Annotated in this window: 24 protein-coding genes; 10 read left to right on the top strand and 14 right to left on the bottom strand. The window is 59.0% G+C overall.

The genetic code is table 11. The features are described from left to right. Positions 1–40 precede the first annotated feature (40 nt). From H8F22_RS12770 to H8F22_RS12750, 5 genes are all read right to left on the bottom strand, one after another. A complete protein-coding gene (locus H8F22_RS12770) occupies positions 41–742 on the bottom strand; it encodes a VIT1/CCC1 transporter family protein (RefSeq protein ID WP_027926042.1) in 702 nt (233 codons plus the stop codon). A gap of 31 nt (positions 743–773) precedes the next feature. Continuing rightward, positions 774–1,748: an FAD:protein FMN transferase gene (locus tag H8F22_RS12765; protein WP_231986506.1), complete on the bottom strand. Its 975-nt coding sequence runs from the start codon at positions 1,746–1,748 to the stop codon at positions 774–776. Then, positions 1,732–3,912, bottom strand: coding sequence for a PepSY domain-containing protein (locus tag H8F22_RS12760; protein WP_194940249.1), 2,181 nt, complete (start codon positions 3,910–3,912; stop codon positions 1,732–1,734). Before H8F22_RS12760 ends, H8F22_RS12765 begins: the two co-directional genes overlap by 17 nt. A gap of 25 nt (positions 3,913–3,937) precedes the next feature. Beyond that, the gene (locus H8F22_RS12755) at positions 3,938–4,408 is read right to left on the bottom strand and encodes a DUF2271 domain-containing protein (RefSeq protein WP_027926045.1); all 471 of its coding nucleotides are present in this window, start codon (positions 4,406–4,408) and stop codon (positions 3,938–3,940) included. 92 nt (positions 4,409–4,500) lie between these two features. Continuing rightward, the gene (locus tag H8F22_RS12750) at positions 4,501–4,824 is read right to left on the bottom strand and encodes a PepSY domain-containing protein (RefSeq protein WP_027926046.1); all 324 of its coding nucleotides are present in this window, start codon (positions 4,822–4,824) and stop codon (positions 4,501–4,503) included. A gap of 132 nt (positions 4,825–4,956) precedes the next feature. Between H8F22_RS12750 and H8F22_RS12745 the strand changes: the two genes are divergently transcribed. The 3 genes from H8F22_RS12745 to H8F22_RS12735 all read left to right on the top strand — a co-directional run bounded on the left by H8F22_RS12745 (position 4,957) and on the right by H8F22_RS12735 (position 8,166). After that, the gene (locus H8F22_RS12745) at positions 4,957–5,616 is read left to right on the top strand and encodes a response regulator transcription factor (protein ID WP_027926047.1); all 660 of its coding nucleotides are present in this window, start codon (positions 4,957–4,959) and stop codon (positions 5,614–5,616) included. Then, on the top strand, positions 5,613–6,956 hold the full coding sequence (locus tag H8F22_RS12740; RefSeq protein WP_027926048.1) for a sensor histidine kinase: 1,344 nt from the start codon (positions 5,613–5,615) through the stop codon (positions 6,954–6,956). Before H8F22_RS12745 ends, H8F22_RS12740 begins: the two co-directional genes overlap by 4 nt. A 562-nt stretch (positions 6,957–7,518) precedes the next feature. Continuing rightward, positions 7,519–8,166 (top strand): hypothetical protein, encoded by a 648-nt coding sequence (locus H8F22_RS12735; RefSeq protein WP_194940248.1) that lies wholly within the window; start codon positions 7,519–7,521, stop codon positions 8,164–8,166. Positions 8,167–8,205: 39 nt separating this feature from the next. Here the strand turns inward: H8F22_RS12735 and H8F22_RS12730 are convergent, their stop codons facing one another. After that, positions 8,206–8,952, bottom strand: coding sequence for an SDR family oxidoreductase (locus tag H8F22_RS12730; protein WP_194940247.1), 747 nt, complete (start codon positions 8,950–8,952; stop codon positions 8,206–8,208). Positions 8,953–9,159: 207 nt separating this feature from the next. On the opposite strand from H8F22_RS12730, the gene H8F22_RS12725 reads away from it, so the two are divergent. Further along, positions 9,160–9,729, top strand: coding sequence for a YceI family protein (locus tag H8F22_RS12725; protein WP_027926051.1), 570 nt, complete (start codon positions 9,160–9,162; stop codon positions 9,727–9,729). A 251-nt stretch (positions 9,730–9,980) separates the two neighbouring features. Further along, complete coding sequence (locus H8F22_RS12720) at positions 9,981–11,108, top strand: GGDEF domain-containing protein (RefSeq protein WP_027926052.1); 1,128 nt, start codon at positions 9,981–9,983, stop codon at positions 11,106–11,108. Positions 11,109–11,121: 13 nt separating this feature from the next. Here H8F22_RS12720 and H8F22_RS12715 read toward each other — a convergent pair whose 3' ends face one another. Both H8F22_RS12715 and H8F22_RS12710 read right to left on the bottom strand, forming a co-directional pair. Beyond that, positions 11,122–11,607 (bottom strand): DUF3592 domain-containing protein, encoded by a 486-nt coding sequence (locus H8F22_RS12715; RefSeq protein WP_059182752.1) that lies wholly within the window; start codon positions 11,605–11,607, stop codon positions 11,122–11,124. A 67-nt stretch (positions 11,608–11,674) separates the two neighbouring features. Beyond that, entirely contained in the window at positions 11,675–12,769 is a 1,095-nt protein-coding gene (locus H8F22_RS12710) for a Gfo/Idh/MocA family protein (protein WP_194940246.1), read from the bottom strand. Between the two features lie 223 nt (positions 12,770–12,992). Between H8F22_RS12710 and H8F22_RS12705 the strand changes: the two genes are divergently transcribed. Next, positions 12,993–14,213 carry an MFS transporter gene (locus H8F22_RS12705; RefSeq protein WP_194940245.1) on the top strand — a complete coding sequence of 407 codons (1,221 nt, stop codon included), beginning with the start codon at positions 12,993–12,995 and terminating at the stop codon, positions 14,211–14,213. 2 nt (positions 14,214–14,215) lie between these two features. Here H8F22_RS12705 and H8F22_RS12700 read toward each other — a convergent pair whose 3' ends face one another. The 3 genes from H8F22_RS12700 to H8F22_RS12690 all read right to left on the bottom strand — a co-directional run bounded on the left by H8F22_RS12700 (position 14,216) and on the right by H8F22_RS12690 (position 17,071). Then, on the bottom strand, positions 14,216–15,103 hold the full coding sequence (locus H8F22_RS12700; RefSeq protein ID WP_027926072.1) for a LysR family transcriptional regulator: 888 nt from the start codon (positions 15,101–15,103) through the stop codon (positions 14,216–14,218). 206 nt (positions 15,104–15,309) lie between these two features. Continuing rightward, positions 15,310–16,416, bottom strand: a complete 1,107-nt coding sequence (locus tag H8F22_RS12695) for an alkene reductase (protein WP_194940244.1) — start codon at positions 16,414–16,416, stop codon at positions 15,310–15,312. Positions 16,417–16,630: 214 nt separating this feature from the next. Further along, positions 16,631–17,071, bottom strand: coding sequence for a hotdog fold domain-containing protein (locus H8F22_RS12690; RefSeq protein ID WP_027926074.1), 441 nt, complete (start codon positions 17,069–17,071; stop codon positions 16,631–16,633). A gap of 163 nt (positions 17,072–17,234) precedes the next feature. Between H8F22_RS12690 and H8F22_RS12685 the strand changes: the two genes are divergently transcribed. The 4 genes from H8F22_RS12685 (at position 17,235) to H8F22_RS12670 (ending at position 21,293) form a co-directional block, all read left to right on the top strand. Continuing rightward, positions 17,235–17,870 (top strand): TetR/AcrR family transcriptional regulator, encoded by a 636-nt coding sequence (locus H8F22_RS12685; RefSeq protein WP_027926075.1) that lies wholly within the window; start codon positions 17,235–17,237, stop codon positions 17,868–17,870. Positions 17,871–17,895: 25 nt separating this feature from the next. Further along, complete coding sequence (locus H8F22_RS12680; RefSeq protein ID WP_059182757.1) at positions 17,896–18,606, top strand: GNAT family N-acetyltransferase; 711 nt, start codon at positions 17,896–17,898, stop codon at positions 18,604–18,606. 318 nt (positions 18,607–18,924) lie between these two features. After that, positions 18,925–20,571, top strand: a complete 1,647-nt coding sequence (mqo, locus tag H8F22_RS12675; RefSeq protein ID WP_059182758.1) for a malate dehydrogenase (quinone) — start codon at positions 18,925–18,927, stop codon at positions 20,569–20,571. Between the two features lie 350 nt (positions 20,572–20,921). After that, positions 20,922–21,293 (top strand): DUF6632 domain-containing protein, encoded by a 372-nt coding sequence (locus H8F22_RS12670; RefSeq protein ID WP_059182759.1) that lies wholly within the window; start codon positions 20,922–20,924, stop codon positions 21,291–21,293. A gap of 146 nt (positions 21,294–21,439) precedes the next feature. On the opposite strand, the gene H8F22_RS12665 is transcribed toward H8F22_RS12670, so the two are convergent. The 3 genes from H8F22_RS12665 to H8F22_RS12655 all read right to left on the bottom strand — a co-directional run bounded on the left by H8F22_RS12665 (position 21,440) and on the right by H8F22_RS12655 (position 23,471). After that, on the bottom strand, positions 21,440–21,847 hold the full coding sequence (locus H8F22_RS12665) for a hypothetical protein (protein ID WP_194940243.1): 408 nt from the start codon (positions 21,845–21,847) through the stop codon (positions 21,440–21,442). 267 nt (positions 21,848–22,114) lie between these two features. Beyond that, a complete protein-coding gene (locus H8F22_RS12660) occupies positions 22,115–22,744 on the bottom strand; it encodes a LysE family translocator (RefSeq protein WP_194940242.1) in 630 nt (209 codons plus the stop codon). A gap of 244 nt (positions 22,745–22,988) precedes the next feature. Beyond that, a complete protein-coding gene (locus H8F22_RS12655; RefSeq protein WP_059182760.1) occupies positions 22,989–23,471 on the bottom strand; it encodes a hypothetical protein in 483 nt (160 codons plus the stop codon). Positions 23,472–23,592: the final 121 nt, after the last annotated feature.

Here is a 23,592-nt window from a genome sequence, read left to right as displayed (position 1 = left end):
TTAACAGGCGCCCTTTGTTTTTTGTGCGCAGGAGCGTGAATTAGACGACGGCGCCAAACAGGTGCCCCACCAGTGCCGTAATGCCCATGGCCAGTGCCCCCCAGAATGTCACTCGCCAGGCTCCGGTCAGGACATTAGCGCCGCCGGCCTTGGCGGCGATGGCGCCCAGCGTCCCGAGAAACACCAACGACATGCCCGATATCCACGGCACCACGTTGTGCTCCGGCGCGACAAACGTGACCGCCAACGGTAATGCGGCACCCACCACGAAGCTGGCGGCTGAGGCCAGGGCGGCTTGCAAGGGTTTGGCGGTGAGGGTGGCGCTGATGCCCAATTCGTCCCGAGCGTGAGAGCCCAGTGCGTCATGGGCCATTAATTGATCGGCCACCTGATGCGCCAACTCGGGGGAGACACCACGGTGCATGTAGATGTTGGCGAGTTCGATGTGTTCGGCTTTCGGATCGCTGGCTAACTCGGCCTGTTCGCGGGACAAGTCGGCGCGCTCGGTATCGGCCTGGGAGTGTACGGAGATGTATTCGCCAGCGGCCATGGACATGGCGCCGGCCATCAGCCCCGCCATGCCCGTGACCAGCAACGTGGCGTGGCTGGCGTTGGCGGCCGCAACGCCGATCAGCAGGCTGGCGGTGGAGACAATCCCGTCATTGGCCCCAAGGACGGCGGCGCGCAGCCAGCCGATACGATCGCTTCGGTGTGCCTCGGTGTGCCTGTGCATGAATTTCATGGTTGATCGCGACTCACTGTCATTGGGCGGTTCACATCGGACGGGTTTCAATCTGCGCCTGCAATTGGCCGCCGACAATGGATATTTCCTTGAACTGTTGGCCGTCGCGCAGCACGAACAGTGCGTCCATCCCGCGTTCCTGTGCCAGACGTGGGCCCTCGGTTTCGCCCAGCACCATCAACGCCGTGGCCCAGGCATCGGCGAGCATGCAGGAGGACGCCACCACGGTGACGGCGGCAAGCGGGTTGCACAGTGGCGCGCCGGTGGCCGGGTTCATGGTATGGGCATAGGCTTGGCCGGCCACATCGACCCAGTGTCGATAGTCCCCTGAGGTCGCGATAGCGGCATCACCCAGTTCCATCACGCCCATGACTTCACGCACGCCCCGGCGGGGCTTTTCCAGGGCTACGGCCCAGCACTGGCCATCCGGCTTGACACCCCGGGCGCGCATCTCGCCATCGATACCGACCAGGTAGCGGGTGATGCCCAATCCGTCCAGGCAACGGGCCAGTTCATCCACGCCAAACCCTTTGGCAATGCCATTCAAATCTAGCTGCAGTGGTGCGCGTTTGCGCACCTGATTGCGTTGCGTATCTATCACCAGCGCAGCGCTGGCTGACAGGCGTGCGTGGGGCGACGTGGTGAGCGCCTGCTCTGTGATCGTCTGTTCTGCGGGGCCGAACCCCCAGGCGTCAACCAGATCACCGACCGCGATGTCGAAGGCACCGCCCGATTGCTGACTGACGCGCAGTGCCGCAGACAGCACCGTCGCCAGTTCTTCAGGCACTGAGACCCATTGCTGCTCTGGGGCGGCGTTGAGGCGATTGAGGTCAGAGCCGGGTTTCCAGGTGGACATTTGCTGATCCACCCGGGCCACGGCGCGTGCCAGGTTGTGGCCGACGGCGTCGGTATCAATCCCGGCAGCGGCATAGAACAGGGCGGTGTAGCGGGTGCCCATGGTTTCGCCGTTGAGGTTGTAGCGTTGCAACTCAGTAGACGTCTTCACGGTAGCGTCCTTGTGCCTTGAGGGTCAGCACGCTCAGGTTCAGAGGGGCCAACACTTCATCGAGGGCCTGCATCACGCCTTTGGCCATCTCGCGACTGCCACACACCAGCACCTGGGCGCCTTTTTCAATCAGTCGGCGCAAGGCCAGGGCATCACTGATCAGCCGGTCTTGCACGTAGCTGCGGTCCTGAACTTGAGAGAAGGCGGCACGCAATGCCGTGAGGCGTCGGTCCGACAAGTATTGATTAAGCTGCGGTTCATAAAGGAAATCCGAGGCCGGGTTGCGTCCACCCCAATACAAGTGCATCGGGTGTCGAGCCGTGTTGTTGCGGATAAAACCCGCCAGTGGACCGATGCCGGTACCGGCACCGATCAGGATTACCGGATGCGTGCCTGACGCCGGGCGAAATTGCGGGTTGGGCTGGATAAACGCTTCGATTGGCCCGCCGATGTCCAGGCCATGGAGAAATTCCGAGCACACGCCACCGTTGTGTTTGCGCACACAGATTTCCAACACGCCGTCCTGGGAGCCGCTGGCCAGCGAGTAGAAGCGGGGGATCGGGCTGCCCGGGGGCAAAATCCCGACCAGGTCACCGGCCAGAAAGTCCGGCAGCTTGCCGGGTGCCTTGAAGCGCAAGACGTGGGTCGGTGCGTTCACCTGCTCACCGTAGACAATGCGCTCCGTCAGCTGCAATGGATAGGTCTGTGGCCGCTGCGGGGTATGGACCAGTGTCAGGTCATGCTGGAGCACTTCGCCCAACGCATGGCCCCAGCGCGCAAACTCCTGGGAGGACTGGCGATTGACGGTTTCCAGCCCCAGTAATGGCGAGCCACCGGCCTGCAACATCGCGTCCTGCACCTGATGGGCGTACTGACAGAACTGCGTAAACTGCCGATCACCAAAGCCCAGCACGGCAAAGGGCAGGCCGGGCTTGAGGCCGGTTTTCGCCAGTCGTTCCAGGAACTGCGAAGCCGAGGCTGGCGCGTCACCGTCACCGTGGGTCGCGGTGAGGATGAACACGCGCTGAGCGTTGCTGTAGTGGTTGGCGTATTGATTCATTGTCGCGCTATGCACCCGGTGTCCCGCCAGGTGCAAAGCATCATGCAGGGTTTTTGCAAAGCCCCAGGTACTGTTGTTTTCACTGCCCACCAGAATCACGCAGTCGGCAATGTGGGCCGGGCTGTTGTGGCGCAGGGTCGGGCTCGCCTTGCGGCGGCGCCACCACAACACAATGCCGGTCACGCTCATCAACGGTACGCAGAGGGCGCAGAGCCCTAGCGGCAAGCCCAGCCACCAGAGGCCTTCACCGGTGTGCAATTGATAGATCAATTCGTAGAGGTTGTGCATCGAGTCGTGGGCCTGATAGGACAGCAACGCGCCGCTGGCCTGGTCCACGTAGCCGTCGCCCTGGGCCGTGCGCAGGGAAAATACGTCCTGCGCATTATTGGGGCTGGGGTAGACCAGTTCGCGCAGATCATTGAGGTCGGTGGCCTGCAAGGCTTGCAGCTTTGCCACCGGCAAGGCCGGACCGGCACTGACGTGAGCGGGGAAGGCGGGTTCACTCTGACTGCCGTCGGCGATAAAGCCAAAGGTGGCGGCGGACATGTAGAGCCCGCTCAATGCCGACAGCAGCAGCCCCAGCAAGGCCAGTCGCCCGACTTCAGCGTGCCAGCGCTGGCTGAAGGTGCCCCGTAATGGCCGCAGCAGGTTGCGCCAGCCACCCAGGCGCCGGACCAGCAACAGCGCACCGGTCACCGACAACATCAGCATGAACAGCGCGCCGACACCCGACACGCCATGGCCCGGCGTGCCAAGGAACATCGAGCGGTGCAGTTCTTTCACCCAGCGCGAGAACGCGGATGGCTCGTAGGGCGCGAGGCCTTGGCCGGTCATTGGGTCGACCTTTTCTGCGCCAGCCTGACCGTTGTGGTTGTAGTAGACGATGACCGTCCCGGACGCTGTGCGCTGGATCTGCTCTACGCCCGGAAAGTGGCTGGCAACGCGCCCGGCCAGTTGGCCGACGTTAAGTTGTCCGGCAGGCGTGGACGTGCTGTGCAAGCGTTCCAGCGCCGGGTCGACAGACAGGATCGCGCCGCTGATGGCCAACACCATGACCAGCAGGGCGGCGATCAGGCCAGGAAGGGAATGGAACTGACGAAGCATGTTCAGCCTCCAGAGATGGCGGGTGCTACAGATCGTAAGTAAAGGAGTCGACGTAGGCACTGCCGGTCGCCGGCTTGCCTGAGCCTTTGGAGGTCAGGGGAACGCTGACATCGGCGCGGGCGTCGCGTTTGTCCTCGACGGCACTGTCGATGCGAATCTGGTACCCGGCATCAATCAGGGTGTCTGCCAGTTCGACGCTGACTTTGAGCGTGCGCCCGCTGCCGACACTGGCGCCGCTGACCCCGTCAAACTCGCTCGGGTTCATCCCGCTGCCACGGGCCCAGTCGCCCAGGTGCTTGTAGTACTTGGCCTTCTTGCCGGCCACCCACAGGGTTTTCTGGTATTGGCCATTGGCGTCAGTCACGTAGATCGCCAGGTAGGCATCATTGCCGCTGTAGTCTTTGAGCTGAGTGGTCAAGGTCACTTCACGGGCCTGGGCCAGACCCGGCAAGGCAATGGCGCTGGCGAGGCAGGTGGCTGCGATGATCTTTTTCATGAGGGTGTCCTTTTGATCGTTAGGTCGAGAGACTGGACCTGCTGGCTGACAGCAACCTGAAGCGCAGGAAAAATTCATCGACAGGTGAGGCGTCATTCGGTGAGCGGGCTGCCGAGGTAGTCCCTGGCATCGCCGTCGTTGCGGAAATGAATCTCAAGTGTGTGCAGGCGCAGCGAGGCCGGTGAGTAGCTGGCTTCGATGCCATTGCCTTTGCGGTCCAGGCCCTTGAGCTCGTAACAACCGTCGTCGACCTTGATGCGCTGCACGCTCCAGCCGTATTGCCGCTCGACCTGCTGACGCAAAGTCTCGCGTGGTTGCCAGTCGCTCACCGGGTCGCTGCAATCGTCATCGGCCAGGGCATAACCGCTGAGCAGCAGGCTCAACAGCGCGGCATGGGCAATAAAACCTGTTTTCATGATCTGTCTCCTGCCGAGGTCGGCGTCTGTGGCATACCCTAAGGTGCATTCCTGACAACCAGCTGAATCTTCAGATTGACGTCAGGTAAGGCAACTAAGGTGTTGCACGACAACCATCACGGGGGGTACCAGATGCGGGTTTTATTGGTCGAGGACGCACCAGGGTTGGGGGAGGCGGTGCGCGAGCAGATCGCCGATGACGGCCACGCCGTTGATTGGGTGCAGCGCCTGGACCATGCGCGCAACAGCGTACGCACCACGCCTTACGACCTGATCCTGCTTGACCTGATGCTGCCGGATGGGCGCGGGCTGGATTTTTTGCGTCAGCAACGCTCGGCAGGGGACGTGACCCCGGTGATCATTCTGACCGCTCAGGATCAGATCTCCGATCGTATCGCCGGTCTCAATGCCGGGGCCGATGATTACCTGGTCAAACCGTTCGACCTGTTTGAGCTCTCGGCCCGTGTGGCTGCGGTGGCCCGACGTTACAGCGGCAACCCAAATCCACAGATCAGGCTCGGTGATTTGCAGGTCGACATGAACGCCCGCACCGTGCAGCGTGCCGGCACTACCGTGGACCTGACGGCGCGAGAGTGGGCGCTGTTCGAAGCGTTTGTGCAGCGCCCCAGCGCGCTGTTGTCCAAGTCGCAGCTGGAAGAACGGCTGTATGCCTTCGGTGCTGAAATCGAAAGCAATACCATCGAGGTCTATATCAGCCGGCTGCGTAAAAAGCTGGGTCGGGATCTGATCGAAACCGTGCGCGGCATGGGCTACCGGTTGATGGCCGTATGAAGCCTTCTGTGAGCCTGCAAAAACGTCTCGGCCTGGGGTTGACCCTGGGCATGACCTTGCTCTGGCTGGGCGCAACCGTCGGCGCCTGGCTGGTGGTGCAACATGAGTTGGACGAGGCATTCGACAGCGCACTGGAAGAAACCGCGCAACGCATCTTGCCGTTGGCCGTGCTGGAAATCAGCAACCGGGAGGAACCCCGAGAGGCACAGCATGTTGCGACGTTGAAAATGCACAAGGAATACCTGACGTACCTGGTGCGCGATGCCAGTGGCAAGATCCTGATGCAGTCCCACGACGCCAACCCGAAGATCTTCAATCAACAACCGTCCGAAGGTTTTTCTACCTCTGAGAAGTACCGCTTGTATGGCGCCAGTGCATTGCGCGGGACGCTGTTCATTGAAGTCGCCGAGCCGTTGAATCATCGCCGTGAAGCCGCGCGGGAAGCCTTGTTTGCCTTGTTGCTGCCACTGTTGGCGCTGATTCCCGTCAGCCTGTTGGGCACCTGGCTGTTTGTGCGGATCAGCCTGCGTAGCGTGTTGGCGTATCGACGTGCGGTCGAGGCGCGTGGTGTGGGTGATCTGTCACCGATCCAGGTGGCCCGCCTGCCGGCAGAAATCGATCCGTTGGCTGAGGCGGTCAATCACCTGCTGGAGCGCTTGCGCAAGGCCCTCGAAGCCGAGCGCAGCTTTACCGCCAACAGCGCTCATGAGTTGCGTACACCATTGGCCGCGACCTTGGCGCAGATCCAGCGCTTGCACCAGGAGGCGCCTGAAGGCCCTTTGCGAGTGCGTGCGGCGAAGATCGAAAACGCCTTGCGCGAGCTGGCGCGGCTGTCGGAAAAGCTCATGCAACTGGCGAAGGCCGAGGGCGGTGGGCTGCTGTCCGAAACGCCTCAGGACCTGATTCCGTTGTTGGCCCATAGCGTCGATGAGTGGAACCAGCGCAGCGGCCAGCGCATCGAGTTGCAACTGCCACACCAGGCCAGCGTGTACTCGAACATCGACCCGGACGCCTTTGGCATCTTGTTGCGTAACCTGATTGAGAACGCTCTGAAGTATGGCGCGACCGCGCAACCGATCGAAGTCAGCCTCACCGACCAGGCCCAGCTGCGGATAGTCAATGGCGGGCCGGTGGTGCCGGCGCCAGTGTTGCAGCACCTGACCGAGCGCTTTGTACGCGGTCACAGTGAGATCAGCGGTTCAGGATTGGGCCTGGCGATTGCCAAAACGATTGTGCAGGGGGTTAACGCGAGAATGAAATTGAGCTCCCCTGCAACAGGTCGGCAAGAGGGTTTCGAAGTGTGCGTCTGGCTCCCGCTCGCGTCGGCGATCGACGGTTGAGGCGGGGCTGGCGAGAGCCCGAGTTTCAGACGTGAAAAAGTATGACTGTTTTAGTCGTACATGGACGTAAATGCGAGCCGGTCTCTATTGCACTTTTCGTGAGTAACGCAACAACTAATGGATCCAATGAAAGAGCCTGAGGCTGATCTAATTTAAAGCGGGCCAGTTAGTGCGCGGCTTTCGGAGAAGTTGTCGATTTGTGGTCAGATTCGATGAGTTTCGCTGAAGTAACCGTTTGTCGGTAGTTTGCTTGAGAAATGAACATTCGAGGCGTAACACCCTCTGATACTTCAGCACGTCACCATGACCTGCTCCAGCAGTCGTAGAAAAGAAGTGGAAAACGAACCTCATATGCAGTGACTGCAAATGGGGATTTTTTTATCTGAAATTCAGGAGGCAGTAAACAAGTCGGTCATTGGTTTGCCAAGTGAATCAATGGGCTACGCAGTGTCAGGTCTGCGATTTGGCATCTCTTATAAAAGTAAGATCGCACGGGGGTTTGAAGAGTTAAATACCCTGTTAGTTGCCGATCTGTACTATCGAACAAGGTGGAGAAAGTACCGTGGCGATAAATACAATTATGAGCCTGCTCGAGAATAAAGAGTGTATGGAGTTTTTGCGGTTGGGCGTTATTTACGTTCATTTAGTGGCTTGTTGTGTGGCCATTGGTTTGGTGTTGACCAGTGATATTGCAATGGTTAAAGATTTGTTGAATCGAAAAACATTCACTGAACACGATCATGCTCATATGGAAAGTCTGCAGAAGTCTGTGATCGTTGCTTTGATAGCCTTGTGGGTGACGGGCGCCGCGGTCATCGGTATTGATTACCTGGAAAAAGGCATGAACTACTTCATGAACCCCAAACTTCAAGCCAAAGTGATCATTGTCATGCTGCTGACCTACAACGGCATCTTGTTGCATCGCCTGGTATTGCCCGCGCTGCAAAAGGCAGGCTCCTTGCTCGATCTCGGATTCAGCGCACGGATGCTCGCGCTGTTCTGCGGCTCGCTGTCGGCCGTGTCCTGGATGTATGCGGCCATGCTGGGCGTCGGTCGGCCGTTGGCCTGGAAATACTCCCTGTCCGAACTGTTGATGGCGTATCCGGTGCTGATTGCGCTGGGTTTCCTGAGCATGCTGGTGTTGACTCAGCGAGTGAAAAAACAGGACTACGCCGTTATTTCCCCGCGGACGGTGGCGAGCCAATGTTAGGCCCGTTGAGCGTTTAAGTTTTCCTGGTCAAACAGTGGTCTAGTGGGCCTTGAGCCAGTCCTGAAACCGCGTCGCGCCAATGATCGGTTTGGCGCCCGGTGTCAGTGACTGGTCATTGATCGGCGCACCAAAGTAGGGAACCGAGTCGTCCGCCACGGTTTGGCGCGGGTCTTGGGTGTGCTTGAGGTAATCGCTGGCGAACTCGACGAGCGGCCGGTTATCAGGTCCGGCCACTTCGACGGTCTGATTGACCGGCGCTTTCAGCGCAATATCGGTCAGCGCTGTCGCGACATCGTCCGAGGCCACCGGTTGCAACGCGGCAGACGTCAGGTGAATAGTGTCGCCTTCCTCACGTCCGGAGTGAGCGATGGCGTGGATAAACTCAAAGAATTGGGTGGCCCGCAGAATGGTGTAGGGAATACCCGACGTCTTGATCAGCGCTTCCTGCGCCATTTTTGCCCGGAAGTAACCGCTGTCGAGCATCCGCTCGGTGCCGACGACAGACAGGGCTACATGGTGTTTGACCCCGTCGAGCTTCTCCGCCGCGAACAGGTTGTGCCCGGCGGTTTCGAAGAAGTGCAATGCGGCGTGGTCTTCAAATGAGGGTGAGTTCGCCACGTCGACCACCACGTCAGCGCCTTGGAGTGCCTCTTTGAGGCCTTCTCCGCTGATCACATTGACGCCGGTGCTCGGTGATGCAGCAAAGGCTTCATGGCCCAGTTCCTGCAAGTTTTTGCAGACCTTGCTGCCGATCAACCCGGTACCTCCGATGACGACGACTTTCATGACCCGTCTCCCGAAGCGGTGAGTGCAACGGGTATTAAACACCCGCCAAGGTGGCAATATCGGGCGCTGCCCGGGAGTGGCCGACAGGTGGTCGAAAGTCCTGCTGCCAGTGGAAGAAACACGAGTTATTTGCTTTAGTCGTCCTATCGTCCGTCCGCGTGTGTGGGCAGTTCGCTTCATAACGGGAGCCCTCTATCGGAGAATCCCATGAGTGTTCGATTCTCGTGGCTCGCAGTGCTGGCCGCCATGCTGACTGTTGGCTGCTTGCCCTGCGCGCAAGCGGTGCAATACAAACAAGTCAATCAAGCCGCGAGCAAGATCTCCTTCACGTACAACCAATTCACCTCGCAGGTGTACGGCACGTTTGGCGTGTTCGAAGCCAAGCTGGATTTCGACACGGCCAACCCTGCGGCAGCCCAGGCATCGCTCACCATCCAGCTCGACAGCATCGATGCCGGCAGCAGTGACGCCAACACGGAACTGCAAAAACCCGCCTGGTTCAATTCGGCGGATTATCCTGTGGCGACCTTTGAATCGACCGATGTGAAGGCGCTTGGCGACAACAAATACACAATCATCGGCAAACTGACGCTCAGGGGGGTTACCCGTGATGTCGCGGTTCCGGTCCTGCTAAAAGCCGAGGACACCATCGGCATCTTCGACGGCGAGTTAACGCTCAAACGCAGCGATTTCAAGATCGGCGAAGGTGAATATGCCGATACCGTGGTTTCCGACGACATCAATATCCGCTTCAAGATGGTGGCGCCGCAGCAGTAACGCAGCGGTGCCTTTGTAGCAGCTGGCGAAGCCTGCGTCCGGCTGCGAAGCAGTCGTAAATTCAGCACACGCGGATTTCCTGAAACACCGCATCGTCTAATCTCATGACTGCTGCGCAGCCGGGGGCAGGCTTCGCCAGCTGCTACAAAGTACGGTGGGTCTTAAGTTCGGCGTGGGATTCATTTGTTTGTCTAGGTGGCAGGGTGCCACAATCGCTTTTTTTGTCGCAGCATCATGATTAGGCGGATCACATGGATGGCCCAGGATTTCGGCACCATCAGGAGACTTTCATCGCGGCGCAAGTGCGCGGTGACCGATTGCGACAGCTGTTCAACCAATCCGTGTCCGCGGTGTTCGGCAGTTACCTGGCCGCGCTTATGCTGTGCGGGCTGTGCTGGGAGCGCATGGATCACAACGTGATGATCGGCTGGATTGGCCTGCTGAGCGCCTCCTCGTTACTGCGCATCCTGATGTTTGTGGTCTATTTTCGCAGCCCGGACAGTGAGCGCACGCCGCAACGCTGGGAGCGGATCTATTGGGTGACGCTGGTGTTGTCTGCCGGTATCTGGGGCGCTGGCGCTTTAGCCGTCATGCCGTCAGACGACCTGTTGGCCCAGGCACTGGTCATGCTGTTTGCCGTCGGCATGTCGGTCAGTGCCGTGTCGTGTTACTCGTCCTACCGGTACATGACGCTGGTGTCGATTGGCCTGGTGTTGTTGCCGTGTACCACCTGGCTGGTGTTTCAGCCGACAACATTGCAAGTCGGTATGGCCCTGGCCGTCGTGGTGTTTGCTTCATTTGTTGCCAGAGCCACCCGCAAACTGTCCGAAGCGCTGGAAACTGCTTTTCGCCTGACCCGTGAAATGGAACTGGCGCACCGCATCGCCACGCATGCTGCGCAAACCGATGAACTCACGGGGCTGAAAAACCGCCGGGCTTTTTTTGAGCATGCGCAGCAGTTGTTCAACAACTGCCAATACCATCGGTTGCCGCTGTGCGCGGTCATGCTCGATATGGATCACTTCAAGCACATCAATGACACTTACGGCCATCAGGTTGGCGATCAGGTATTGCGCCAGATGGGAGTGGTCATCAGCACCTGTTTTCGTGAAACGGACGTCTACGGCCGGCTGGGTGGCGAGGAATTCGCCATCCTGCTGCCGGACACGTCCATTGAGGTCGCCCTCGAAATTGCCGAGCACCTGATCCAGTCCATCGGTGGGTTGATGACCGGCCCGGTTTATCGCATTTCGGCCAGCCTTGGCGTCGCCGCAATGGAGATGCAGGACCCTGATCTGCAAAGTCTGATGAATAATGCGGACAAGGCGCTTTATCGGGCCAAGGCGCGTGGGCGCAACCAGGTGGCGGTTTCAGAGTAAAGGCGGGGAAGGGTTAATAGAACCGGTCTTCCTCTTTCATCGCATAAATCCGGCCCAGTGTCCTGGCCGATATCCCCAGGAACAACAACGTCAGCAATACCCCACCCATCATGATGTAAAACCCCGGACGGTTGCCGTTCAGCTCGCGGGCGATGCTGCTTTGCGCCGGTAGCCAGCGGGAGTAGAGCAGGGGAATGCTGCCGCCGGTTTCATAGGCGGTTTTTGTTGCATAACGTTCGTCGACGTATTGGTTGTCGTGCACTTGGCCGTCGAGATCGGTGTAGCGGTAATGGATCACTTTGCCGTCGCGGTTCATCAGGATGTCATCGAGTTGCGTCACTGTCCCCGTCGTTTCGACAGGGCCCAGCTGGATCGCGGCATAGCGGATGCCCTCGTGCCGGGCCATGCCGGCCAGGATCAGCACCACACAGCAGGCAACGGTGAGCAGGATCACCCGGTTGAACAGGTGATCTTTTTCAGCTTCGCGGGGGTAATACATCTCACGGTCCTTCGTTGATAAATTCACAGAAGGAGTCGGCGAGGAGCGTCATAACTTTAGGTACGGATTATTTCAGGGTTGTCCGGTGTCCGTCTCGGGCCGCATCCAGCAACCGATGCAAGCGCACCGCCTCTTCAAACGTCGCCGCGCCATGGCTGCCATCCACCACATCTTGCGCATACACGTAATACAGCTCAGCCAGTTCCAGCACCGCCGAAGGCAATGTCGATTCGGGCAGACGCTGATAGCTGGCAGGCAGTGGCAGTGCTTCCAGTGCCAGATTGTCGCCGTGGGCACCTTCGATCACGTAATCATCGCCGACCTCGCCAAATGCCGAACGGTTGGTGATTTTCAGGTCGCCCTGGTCGCCGGTGATGTCGATCTGCACGCCTGAGCCGTTGCGTTTGCCGCCTTCGATGTGGATCGAAATGACCCCGCCGTCTTCGAGCATGCCGCTGAGTACGAGCTGATCGGGGGCGGTGCTGTCCAGCACTTCGCCGGTTTCCTTGATGGTCACTTTCGGGAACTGATTGACCATCAACCCTGAGACGCTCACGGGCCAACCGGTGGCGGTGAAGAGCATGTCGAGGAAGTGTCCGGCGTAGATGGCGATGACGCTGGAGAAGTTTTCCTCGGGGGCGGTCCAGCGCAGGGCGTTGGGGCGCAGGGCCTGGAAGTAATTCATGCTGACGTGCATCCGCACGGAGCGCACCTTGCCGACGTAGCCTTGTTGCAGCAGGTCTTGCAGGTAGCGGTTGTGCGGCGCGTGGCGGCGTTGCAGACCGACGATGTGGCGCACGCCGGCATCCTTGGCCAGGTGCAGCAGTTGTTCGGAGTCTGCGGTGGTGGTGGTCAGCGGCCATTCGCAGTAGACGTCTTTGCCGGCGGCGATGGCGGCACGCACGGTTTTTTCGTGTTGCGGGGCGGTGTTGAGCACCACGACCAGGTCGACTTCAGGGTTGTTGACCAGCGCGTCGACGGAGTCCGCCACTTGCGTGATGTCATATTCACCGGCTGCCGCTTCGGCACGTTCGCGGTGTTCGCTGTACACCGCTTGCAGGTGATATTGCGGCAGCAGATTAAGCACGCGCAGATGGCCGTGGCGAGCCCAGTTGCCAACGCCGATGATGCCGACGCGAATAGGGGAGTGTGCAGTTGTCATGGGAATGTCCTCGTAGGGTTTGGCTGACGAGGTGAAGTCTAGGGAGCGCAGCCCCGCGGAAAAACCGGCCAAAGGGCCGAACACTGCGGACAGGAAAGGCGCTAATGGCGGCACGCCTGTTCGATTGCGGAACGATTGATCCGCAGTGATCGGAGCTGCGCACTGTTTTTCCGCAGGGCTCGGATACCTAGCATGGCGCCACTCATTCCTGTGGAGCTTTGCCATGAACGATCTGTCTGCATCACCGGCCACCGCTGCGCACGCGCCAGCGCAGCCGTCCTCCTGGCGCGACTGGCTGTCGGTGTACGCGGTGGCCCTGGGCGCTTTTGCCTTTGTCACCACCGAATACCTGCCGGTCGGCGTCTTGCCGCAAATTGCCAATAGCCTGGGCATCACCGATGGGGTCGCGGGGTTGATGGTCACCGTGCCGGGCATGGTGGCGGCGGTGTCGGCGCCGGCGATCATGCTCGGCGCGGGGCGGATGAATCGGCGACATTTGTTGCTGTTGTTGACCCTGTTGCTGGTGGCGTCCAACGCTGTTTCGGCGTTGGCGCCGTCGTTGTCGATCATGTTGGTGGGGCGCGGCTTGTTGGGGGTGGCGCTGGGTGGATTCTGGGCGGTGGCGATTGCGGCTGCCGGGCGTTTGGTCAGCGAGTCAAAAGCGGCGAAAGCGACGGCGCTGATTTTTGCCGGGATTACCCTGGCGACGGTGTTCGGTGTGCCGTTTGGTACGTTTGTCAGCACGCTGTTTTCGTGGCGGATGACGTTTGCCGTGACCGCGGGATTGGCGTTGCTGGCACTGGCGGCTCAATGGCTGACGCTGCCCTCGCTGCCGTCCCGCGAGGGCTTGCAGGTGCGCGCCTTGTTGGCGTTTCTGTCGCGCAGCAATGCCCGGCGCAGCATGCTGCTGCTCGGCACAGTGGTCGCCGCGCATTTCACGGCGTACACCTACATTGCGCCGTTCCTGGGGCATGACGCCGGTTTTTCGCCGAGCGCGATCACCGCGATTCTGCTCGGATTTGGCCTGGTCGGCATGTTGGCGAACTTCGCCATGGCCGGGAGCATCACCACGCACTTGCGTGCGTCGCTGGGCGCCGTGGTGTTGCTGATGGTGATCGCGCAATTGGCATTGCCCGGGTTGCAGGATTGGGGCGTGACGTTGGCGGTGTTGGTGTGGGGTGTTGCCTACGGCGCAATTCCTCTGGGCGTGAGCAGTTGGATGCAACTGACGTCGCCGCAATTGCCGGAAGCCAGTTCCGCGATGTTGGTGACCACGTTTCAGGTGGCGATTGCTTCGGGTTCGCTGTTTGGCGGCTTGATGGTTGATCACGCCGGCGTGTCTTCAGCGTTGTGGCTGGGCGCGGCCATCGGTGTGCTCGGTTTGGCGGTGATGCTCAGTTTCGGTCTCGGCAAAGCGCCGATTGCCGAGGCGCTGCAACGCTGATTTCAGGCTTTGAGAATGTTGTCCTTGAAGTAGTCGATCAACACTCGCAACCTCGGTGCCGTCTGCTTCGACGCAGGCCAGAGCATCCACAGGTTGCCGGTGTGGTCGGTGTAGTCCTCCAGCACCACCTTCAGCCTGCCGTCGGCCAACGGCTGACGGATTGAAAAATCCGGCAGGCAGGCAATCCCCACCCCATCAATCGCCAGGTACGTCAGCGGGTCCATCGTGGTGCAGGTCAATGCCCGCGCCAGGTTCGGCTCGATGTGCGTATCGCCGACGCGCAGTGGCCAACGCTCGATCATCCCGGTGGCCGGAAATTTGTGCAGCAGGCACACGTGGCGGATCAAATCGTCCGGGTGCACCGGGTCGCCATGGCGCTCCAGATACGCTGGCGACGCCACCAACTGCAATTGATAACCCCCCAACTTGCGCGCCATCAGCCGCGAATCCTGCGGCGCGCCCGTGCGGATCACCGCGTCGAACCCTTCCTCGATCACGTCCACCATGCGGTCGGACATGTCCACGTCCAGCTCGATGTCCGGGTAGGCACGCATGAACCCGGCCAGCACCGGCATGATCAACACGTTCTGGATCGGCACGCTGATGCGCACCTTGCCGCGCGGGGTGGCGGACAACTCCAGCAACTCCATTTCCGCCGCTTCCACTTCACTGAGGATGCGTTTGCAACGGTCCAGAAACAGTTCGCCTTCGGTGGTCAGGGTGACGCTGCGGGTGCTGCGATGAAACAGCCGCACGCCCAGGCGCTCCTCCATGCGCGCCACGCTTTTGCCGACGGCGGAGGAGGAAATCTCCAGCAGGCGACCGGCTTCGGTAAAGCTGCGGGTTTCGGCCACATGAATGAAGGCCGTGATGCCGCTGAGGCTGTCCATCATTTGAGGTGTGCTCGGTGCTGGGAGAGGGTCAAGGCAGAGTAGAGGCGGGCGGGGGAATTGGGAAGGGAAGTCTCGGGAACGGAGGTGCGGCTAATCGCGTTCAGGCTCACTCCTGCATTTGATCTACGGTGAACACTCATTTTGTGTCCGACGGAGATCAAATGTGGGAGCGAGCAATGGCGGTCTTACATTCAGCGCAAAGTTCAGGCGCTTTGTTGGTAGAACGGATAGTCAGTAAACCCAACCTCAGTACCACCGTAGAACGTGTCGCGGTCGTAAGCATTCAACGGCCGATCATGGCGAATACGTTCCGGCAAGTCCGGGTTGGCGATGAAGTCGCGACCGAATGCCACGAGGTCGGCATCACCCGCTTGCAGAATCTGCTCGGCCGATGCGGCGGTGAAGCCACCGGCGGCGATGATCAGGCCGTCGTAGTGCTTGCGAATCAACTGCGAAGCGACCGGGTTCTGGTCCTTAATCTCATCGATCGAGTTACCCAGCACCCGTGGTTCGATCAGGTGCAGGTAGGCCAGTTTCAGCGTGGCCAATTGTTCGGCGACGTAGACGAACAGCGCTTCAGGATCGCTGTCTTTCATGTCGCCGAAGTTGCCGCTTGGGCCCAGGCGGACCGCAACGCGCTCGCTGCCCCACACCGAAATCACGGCACGGGTGATGTCCATCAGGAAACGCGAGCGCTTGGCGATGGTGCCGCCGTAGGCGTCAGTGCGACGGTTGCTGCCGTCCTGCAGGAACTGGTCAATCAGGTAGCCGTTGGCGCCATGGACTTCCACGCCGTCAAAACCGGCTTCCAGCCCGCGTTGTGCAGCGCTGCGGAAATCTTCGACCAGTGCCACCACTTCCGCTTCAGTCAGTGCGCGGTGGGGTGTGCTGGCAACCCAGCCGCTGGCGGTGTAGGCGACGCCATCGTATTCGACGGCCGACGGGGCGACCGGTTGCGCGCCATCAGGCTGCATGTCGCTGTGGGACTGGCGACCGGCATGGAACAGTTGCAGGAAGATCTTGCCGCCCTTGGCGTGAACCGCTTCGGTGATGACTTTCCAGCCAGGGATCTGTGCGTTGTTATACAGGCCGGGCGAACCGAGGTAGCCGTTGCCGGTGGTCGAGACCACGGTGGCTTCGGAAATGATCAAGCCGCCGTCAGTGGCCCGTTGCGAGTAGTACTCGGCCATCAAGGCGCCGGGCAGGTCGCCGGGCTCGGAACGCATGCGGGTCAATGGCGCCATGACGACGCGATGGGTGAGGCTGTGTTGACCGATGTTGATCGGGGAAAGCAGGGTTGGGTGATTCATGGTGACCTCCAGTAAGTGTCTGGGCGCCACCTTAGGGCAGTGGTGAAAGCAGAAAAACAGGCCAACGATCCGCACTCTCTGGACGAATCGGTCCGTAATCGACAGGCGCCCGGTCCGCAATGAGCAGACCGGGCGCCCTCGATAACGCTTTAGTGCGCGGCTATCGGTGCGGTGACCGACTTGCCGAACGCTGAGGTGACCGTGATGGTCGGGCTCAGGCCAGTTTCACATTCATCGTGATCCGCGCCGTAAACACCTTCTTGCCTTCGGCGTCATGAATATCCACCGGGACGATCTTGTCGCCTTCGGTCTGCCAGTCCACCGCTTCACCGTCGGCCACTGCCGTCACGTCGCTCTTGGCCTTGGCCAGATACTCCACAGTCATGCCTTTTGGAATCCAGCGCGCACCCGAGGGGATCGACACGTCAGTCATTGTCCCCGCGGCCAGTTCGGCGGCGTTGCACATCGCAATCGCATGCACGCTGCCCAGGTGGTTGGTGATCTCCCGCTTGAACGGCACCTGGACCGCGGCATACCCCGGGCGCAATTCCGAGATCAGCGGGTTGATGGTGCTGAAGTAGGGCGCCACCTGACAGGCCATTTTGCTGAACGCTTCCGGACCTGCGCTGTTAAACATGCTGAGAAACTGACTCATGTTGAAGCCTCACTGACAGTTGGTTTTACAGAACGATGTTCCGTAACAGAATAATGTTCTGTGACGGAACAGTATTCTGTCGCGGTGAAATCTGTCAACCTAACGGTGCTTACTCATGGGCAGTGCTCTGCCTTGTCATGGATTTACTCGGCCTGTGTCCCGCATGGAAACTCCAGATTTACTCGAACGCTGCTACCCCGGCAGAAGAGCCGAACTCAAGCGCGATATCTTCAGAAAGGCCCTGGCCCTGTTTAACGACCTGGGGGTCGAAGCCACGACCATCGAAATGATCCGCGCCGAGTGCGACACCAGCGTCGGCGCGATCTACCACCATTTCGGCAACAAGGAAGGCTTGGTGGCGGCGCTGTTTTTCACCGCGCTGGACGATCAGGCCCAGCTTCGCGACCGCTACCTGGCCGAAGCGCAGACGACCGAGGAGGGCGTGCATGCGCTGGTGCACAGCTACGTCGACTGGGTCGACAGCCAGCCTGAATGGGCGCGGTTCCAGTACCACGCACGGTTCGCCATCACCAAAGGCCCGTTCAAGGACGAGCTCGCGAGCCGCAACAAAACCCGTAATCACACACTCGGCGAATGGCTGGCAGCGCCCGGCCGGCGCGATGAATTGCGCGCGGTGCCGGGTGAACTGTTGCTGTCACTGATCATCGGCCAGGCCGACAGTTACTGCCGCGCGTGGTTGTCGGGGAGAGTGAAGGGCAGTCCCAAGGCCTACCGCGAACTGCTGGCGCAAGCCGCGTGGCGCTCAATCTGTGACAATAGCCTGGCCGATGCCCAGTAAGTCTTTTCCCGGAGTCAGAATTTCAATGCCCCAACTCACCCACTTCGCAGCCCCGTGCCCGGAGCACATCAACAGCCAGATCCTGCAACTGGTCGTCGATAACCTGACCGACATCAGCATGGTCGGCATCGGCCCGAGCAACCCGCTGTACAACGTCTACCAATACACGGTCGGCTTCGAAGTGCACCTGTACCTGGAAGCGCTCGACGGGTCCAAGGGGATTGCGGTCGAGTTGATCGTCGCCACCGACGACGAAGACCCGACGAAGGTCATCGGCTTTTTGCTGTACCTGCCGATCAAGGACGATCCGCAGGCGTGTGGCGTGGCCTACATGGCGGTCGACGTCGGCCATCGTCGCCAAGGTGTCGCGCGCGCCATGCTGCAAGACATGATCAAGCGTTACCCGCACGCCGAATTGACCTGCGCCGTGGCCAAGGTGCCGTGGTTCGAATCGATGGGTTTTCAGGTGCTGGGCGTGCGCGCTACGCAAGTGCTGATGAACACTCGCGACCACAGCAGCGAAGGCTTGATGGGGTTGCTGGATGTGGCGTCGATCTACAGTTCTCTGGAAGTTCGGCAGATCCATCACTACTTGCTGCAGAAGCACGGCAAGCGCGCAATGATCGATGCCGAGAAGCAGCGCGACCGGCATCTGGACCAAATGACCCGCAACGCCAAGGTGTTTGTGCTGAATCGTTTGGGCCAGAACGCGGCGAACGAGCCTCGTCTGGACTAGACTCACAAGTCCTTTCGGGAGCGCACGGTCGCCGAGCCGTGATATTCTGCGCGCCAACTTGGTTTGACCTAATCAGTTTGCCCGTCTCGCAGACGCGCAAACAGGATCAATGTCGCTCAAGTAGCTGAAGCCAATAATGATAAAAAGTCAGTTCAGTAGGGACATATAACTGAGGTCGATGGAGACACATCGGCCTTGTGTGCCCACCCTCCAATCCTCATGCATGAACACCCACGACATCCTGCCTGTATGCCGTGAACCAGGGGTTTTTGATGTGAAGATGGAAGGGCGGATGGCGTTTTATCATAGGTGCTACAGATGTTTAAAAAAATGAACACGGCCCTGCTGGGGCTGGCTTTGTCGATGGGGATCACGTCCGTTCAAGCGGAAGAGGCAAAGAAAGTCGATGTGCTGCTGATTGGCGGCGGCATCATGAGCGCAACGTTGGGTGTGTGGCTCAATGAGCTGGAACCCGGCACCTCGATGGAAATGATCGAGCGTCTCGACGGCGTTGCCCTCGAAAGCTCCAACGGCTGGAACAACGCCGGTACCGGTCACTCCGCCCTGGCCGAGTTGAACTACACCCCGGAAGACGACAAAGGCAACGTACAGATCCCGAAAGCCGTTGAAATCAACGAAGCGTTCCAGATCTCCCGTCAGTTCTGGTCCTGGCAAGTTCAGCAAGGCGTGCTGAAAAACCCGCATTCGTTCATCAACTCCACGCCGCACATGAGCTTTGTGTGGGGCGATGACAACATCAAATTCCTGAAGAAGCGCTACGAAGCCCTGCAAGCGAGCCCGCTGTTCGCCGGCATGCAGTACTCCGAAGACCCGGCTGTGATCAAGAAGTGGGTTCCGCTGATGATGGAAGGGCGCGACCCGAACCAGAAAATCGCGGCCACCTGGACCCCGATCGGCACCGACGTGAACTTTGGCGAGATCACCCGCCAGTTCGTCGCGCACCTGCAAACCACGCCAAAGTTCGACTTGAAGTTGTCTAGCGAAGTGCAAGACATCACCAAGAACGAAGACGGCACCTGGCGCGTCAGCTACAAAAACCTGAAAGACGGCACCAAATCCGAAACCGATGCCAAGTTCGTGTTCATCGGCGCTGGTGGCGGTGCACTGCACCTGCTGCAGAAGTCTGGCATTCCTGAAGCCCAGGAATACGCAGGCTTCCCGGTCGGCGGCTCGTTCCTCGTGACCGAAAACCCGACCATCGCCGAACAACACCTGGCCAAGGCCTACGGCAAAGCCTCCGTCGGCGCACCGCCAATGTCGGTGCCGCACCTGGACACCCGTGTCCTGGACGGCAAGCGCGTCATCCTGTTTGGCCCATTCGCGACCTTCAGCACCAAGTTCCTGAAAGAAGGCTCGTACCTGGACCTGCTGACCACCACGACCACGCACAACGTGTGGCCAATGACCAAGGTCGGCATCAAGGAATACCCACTGGTTGAGTACCTTGCAGGCCAACTGATGCTGTCTGACGAAGACCGCATGAACGCCCTGAAAGAATACTTCCCGAACGCCAAAGCCGAAGACTGGCGCCTGTGGCAAGCCGGCCAGCGCGTGCAAATCATCAAGCGTGATGAAGCCGCTGGTGGCGTGCTGAAGCTGGGTACCGAAATTGTGTCCTCTGCCGACGGCTCGATTGCCGGCCTGCTGGGCGCATCGCCGGGTGCATCGACGGCTGCGCCGATCATGCTGACCGTGCTGCAGAAAGTGTTCAAGGACAAAGTGGCTTCGCCGGCCTGGCAGGAGAAGCTGCACCAGATCGTGCCGAGCTACGGCACTCAGTTGAACGGCAGTCCTGAGAAGGTTGCGCAGGAGTGGGCTTACACTTCCAAGGTGTTGGAACTGACTCCGCCACCGGTGATCCCGCAGTTGGCGGCTCCCGTTGCTGCTCCGGCTGATGCCGGGAAGGCTCCGAAGGCTAATGCTGCTAGTGATATGGCTTTGTAAGTAGAGGCCTTGTCAAAAGCCCACTGAACCGGAGACGGTCAGTGGGCTTTTTTGTGGAGGGTGGTTTTGTGTAAGGGATAGATTCAGATTGTTTGACGGAGCGGCTTTCAGCCAGAAGCAGCCGGTGGACGGAGCGATAGCAAACGAGTAGCTATGCTTGCTCAACTGCCGGAACTGATTGAGCTTTCCGTCCATGGGGTATAAACCCCTTCAGCAGACACCCGACTGTCACAATGCCCGGCCTAGTCAAGGCAAGACGACAGAAAAAGGAGTGTTATCCACCAAGCCTGTGAAGGTGTTATCACGCCACTTGGTGGCAATTTAGCGTTAGGCCCAAAGAGGAGTTCGTCATGACCGTAGTCGATAGCCTCAGGTATTTGCGCGTCGTTCTAGTTTTGGCGGGCCTCGCGTGCCTTGCTCTCTACCCACTTATGTTGTTCTGGCCGTCCGGCTGGGCCTGGCACGTCGGTCACTCGGACTACCCGATGATGATCGTTGGCATCTACGCCACACTTGGCGTGTTCCTGATCCTGGCCGCACGTGATCCATTAGCCAATCTGAGCCTAATCTGGTTCGCCGTGTGGTCTAGCGCCGTACACGGAGGAATCATGGCCGTCCAGGCGTTCACCCAGCCGGAGCAAATGGGGCACTTGGCAGGTGACGTGCCGGCGCTCTTCATCGTGGCGGCTGCGTTGGCTATCTTGACGCCCCGCTCACAATAAAGGGATGAAGAGGGCGGTCGTGCGTAATGCTCAATTGGCTCCCGGCAGGCATGCCTCATGACTGCGGAAAGTTTGAACCGGTATCTACCATAGCTTCAAAATCGGAAGGCTGTTGGTGTTGGCCGTTTGCTGCCTGTCACTAGTCCTTAAAATAACCTGGTTATTTCATTCAAGATCCGATCCTGCGTTTCAACACTGGGTCTATGACGATAAGCCACTGCTAAAAATGCAACGCCTTCGTAGTCGCAGCGGATCGAAAAAGTCATCCCTTGACGAAACCCAAAAACGGACCTGTCTCCGGCATCAACAAAATATCTCGCTTTTGTAAGCGCTGATTGAGCGTGCTTCAGGCATTCAGCTTGACTAAGCGTGTGTTGTATCCAGCTGGTAGTGACACGTACAGAAGACGTCTCGCTATCATCAATCGGTGGTCGAGCAATGGCTTTGGCAGGTGTATTGATATTGTCGTTACTGGAACAAGCGGTCAGCCCCATTGAGATAACAGTCAGCAAAAAGCCAAAACGAAGTCTCGAATGCTTAAGTGAGTGTCGCATCGCGGGGCGTTCCTCTGACGATGTGCAATGAATAAAAAATGCCTTGTGCTGCCATGCTGCTCGTCTCTGGCGTAGAAACAGACGTTGTTAGCATAGCAGTGGAAAAGTGGCTTTCTGGCAGCCGATCTGCAAGGTCAGCTATTGGCCGGTTGCTGTCTGTCACGAAGGGCAGCAACCGGCCCAAAGCGGAAGTCACGTCTAGGTCACGGTATTCGACGGTGCGGATCGGCAAGGAAGGTATTTGCTAAATCGGTGCGCCTCGACCCTTTAAAGCGGCCGGTTAAGCACAAGTAAACGTGCTGCCAGAGCTGTCATTACCGCAGCGAAACCATAAGCACCAAGGCGTTTAGATATTATTCCTTTGCTGAGGCGCCCATGCAGCCGTCCAGCGCAGAACCCGAGTAGGGAATGGAAGATCAATGCGATCAGCGCAAGCAATAAACCCAAGAACATCAATTGCGAGGTGACGTTGCTGGCACCTACGGTGACGAACTGCGGCAGGAATACCATGAAGAACAACAGCGCCTTGGGGTTTAACAGGCTGTTAAGCGTGGCGCGGGCCACGATCTTCCGAAGCGAAGTTTGTGTAGCTAGAACATCAGTGTCCGTAGGAGGAATCTTCAATGCCTGCCAGGCCAGCCACATCAGATAACAAGCGCCCGCCCACCGTAGCAAATCAAACGCCGGCGCCCAACTCATCACCAGCGCACCGAGACCTGCACTAACCATGACGCTCATCAGCACATCGGCCAGGGTTATTCCCAGTGCTGCGGCGAGGCCGGCGCGCCAGCCGTGGGCAACTGCATGGCTACTGACGATAGCCATGTTAGGGCCAGGCACGATCAGCAACATCAAGGCGGCAGCAATGAACAGGTAGAGGTTAGTGGTGTCCGGCATAGAGCAATACCTCCTTGGGTGAGGAGTGATGCTAACCGGTAGTAGTTAGGCAGAAGCAGGTACAGTGGGGATGGATTTGGCCGCAACAGTATGGTGTAGAGAGGCCCAATCCGTTCGAAGCATGGTGAACCAGGTGATCGCATTCTTTGGTCGCAAGGAGGAGATCGGCAAGTGACCACAGTATTGGCGCAATTGCTAAACGCCAACGTTGAATCGCAATTGTGCAGTGTCTGGTTGGCTAGCGTCACCGATGAGTGAAATGCTGCTGTATGAAGTCGTGATCTACTTCGACCAGTCGAGGGTATCTGCTTTCGTCAAGCGTTTCGCGAAGTCGCCTAGAGTAGCTTGCCTGGTCAAATGCAACTTGGCAGCTGGCGTTGTCAAAGAATGACCTGAGATGGACGAGTGCCTGATCAAATGCGGGGCTTTCAATTCGCAGAAACAGACCTGTCAAATCTTGTTGGTCCGTGAGCTCTCGATACAAGTCGATTGCGAAAATACTGCCTCCGTTATTTTGAGCATGATACACATGCACGTCGCCGTAGCCGTTGTAAAGGTGGGCGAAATACAACTCGTGGAGTTCGAGAATGTTGACGGGGATTTCAAGGGTGGTAAAAACCGCCTGCAGGTCGGCGCTGGGAGTCTTCTGGTCACCTTCCCAGGTTACTAAATCTGACATCGATACGCAGATGTCGAACTCTTTGGCATAGATTTTTTTTTTGGACATTCTCATTTCATCGCTGAGTGTTGGAATTTTTAAGGTTTCGGGACGGTGTAGGCGCTTTCATACCCACCCCACAGTGCTCCGGCTATGCCGCAGTATTGTGGGGTTGCTCTCTCAGGCCTGT

Origin of the sequence: Pseudomonas mucoides (assembly GCF_015461845.1) — a bacterium.
GTDB classification, from domain to species: Bacteria; Pseudomonadota; Gammaproteobacteria; order Pseudomonadales; family Pseudomonadaceae; genus Aquipseudomonas; species Aquipseudomonas mucoides.
The sequence above is the reverse complement of the archived record's forward strand: the minus strand, read 5'-3'. Positions and strand labels throughout refer to the sequence as shown.

Excerpts from the sequence above, each read along its gene's own strand:
- H8F22_RS12770 (WP_027926042.1), bottom strand. The coding sequence starts at position 742 with ATGAAATTCATGCACAGGCACACCGAGGCACACCGAAGCGATCGTATC.
- H8F22_RS12760 (WP_194940249.1), bottom strand. The coding sequence starts at position 3,912 with ATGCTTCGTCAGTTCCATTCCCTTCCTGGCCTGATCGCCGCCCTGCTG.
- H8F22_RS12755 (WP_027926045.1), bottom strand. The coding sequence starts at position 4,408 with ATGAAAAAGATCATCGCAGCCACCTGCCTCGCCAGCGCCATTGCCTTG.
- H8F22_RS12750 (WP_027926046.1), bottom strand. The coding sequence starts at position 4,824 with ATGAAAACAGGTTTTATTGCCCATGCCGCGCTGTTGAGCCTGCTGCTC.
- H8F22_RS12745 (WP_027926047.1), top strand. The coding sequence starts at position 4,957 with ATGCGGGTTTTATTGGTCGAGGACGCACCAGGGTTGGGGGAGGCGGTG.
- H8F22_RS12740 (WP_027926048.1), top strand. The coding sequence starts at position 5,613 with ATGAAGCCTTCTGTGAGCCTGCAAAAACGTCTCGGCCTGGGGTTGACC.
- H8F22_RS12730 (WP_194940247.1), bottom strand. The coding sequence starts at position 8,952 with ATGAAAGTCGTCGTCATCGGAGGTACCGGGTTGATCGGCAGCAAGGTC.
- H8F22_RS12725 (WP_027926051.1), top strand. The coding sequence starts at position 9,160 with ATGAGTGTTCGATTCTCGTGGCTCGCAGTGCTGGCCGCCATGCTGACT.
- H8F22_RS12720 (WP_027926052.1), top strand. The coding sequence starts at position 9,981 with ATGGATGGCCCAGGATTTCGGCACCATCAGGAGACTTTCATCGCGGCG.
- H8F22_RS12715 (WP_059182752.1), bottom strand. The coding sequence starts at position 11,607 with ATGTATTACCCCCGCGAAGCTGAAAAAGATCACCTGTTCAACCGGGTG.
- H8F22_RS12710 (WP_194940246.1), bottom strand. The coding sequence starts at position 12,769 with ATGACAACTGCACACTCCCCTATTCGCGTCGGCATCATCGGCGTTGGC.
- H8F22_RS12705 (WP_194940245.1), top strand. The coding sequence starts at position 12,993 with ATGAACGATCTGTCTGCATCACCGGCCACCGCTGCGCACGCGCCAGCG.
- H8F22_RS12700 (WP_027926072.1), bottom strand. The coding sequence starts at position 15,103 with ATGGACAGCCTCAGCGGCATCACGGCCTTCATTCATGTGGCCGAAACC.
- H8F22_RS12695 (WP_194940244.1), bottom strand. The coding sequence starts at position 16,416 with ATGAATCACCCAACCCTGCTTTCCCCGATCAACATCGGTCAACACAGC.
- H8F22_RS12690 (WP_027926074.1), bottom strand. The coding sequence starts at position 17,071 with ATGAGTCAGTTTCTCAGCATGTTTAACAGCGCAGGTCCGGAAGCGTTC.
- H8F22_RS12685 (WP_027926075.1), top strand. The coding sequence starts at position 17,235 with ATGGAAACTCCAGATTTACTCGAACGCTGCTACCCCGGCAGAAGAGCC.
- H8F22_RS12680 (WP_059182757.1), top strand. The coding sequence starts at position 17,896 with ATGCCCCAACTCACCCACTTCGCAGCCCCGTGCCCGGAGCACATCAAC.
- mqo (WP_059182758.1), top strand. The coding sequence starts at position 18,925 with ATGTTTAAAAAAATGAACACGGCCCTGCTGGGGCTGGCTTTGTCGATG.
- H8F22_RS12670 (WP_059182759.1), top strand. The coding sequence starts at position 20,922 with ATGACCGTAGTCGATAGCCTCAGGTATTTGCGCGTCGTTCTAGTTTTG.
- H8F22_RS12665 (WP_194940243.1), bottom strand. The coding sequence starts at position 21,847 with ATGCGACACTCACTTAAGCATTCGAGACTTCGTTTTGGCTTTTTGCTG.
- H8F22_RS12660 (WP_194940242.1), bottom strand. The coding sequence starts at position 22,744 with ATGCCGGACACCACTAACCTCTACCTGTTCATTGCTGCCGCCTTGATG.
- H8F22_RS12655 (WP_059182760.1), bottom strand. The coding sequence starts at position 23,471 with ATGTCCAAAAAAAAAATCTATGCCAAAGAGTTCGACATCTGCGTATCG.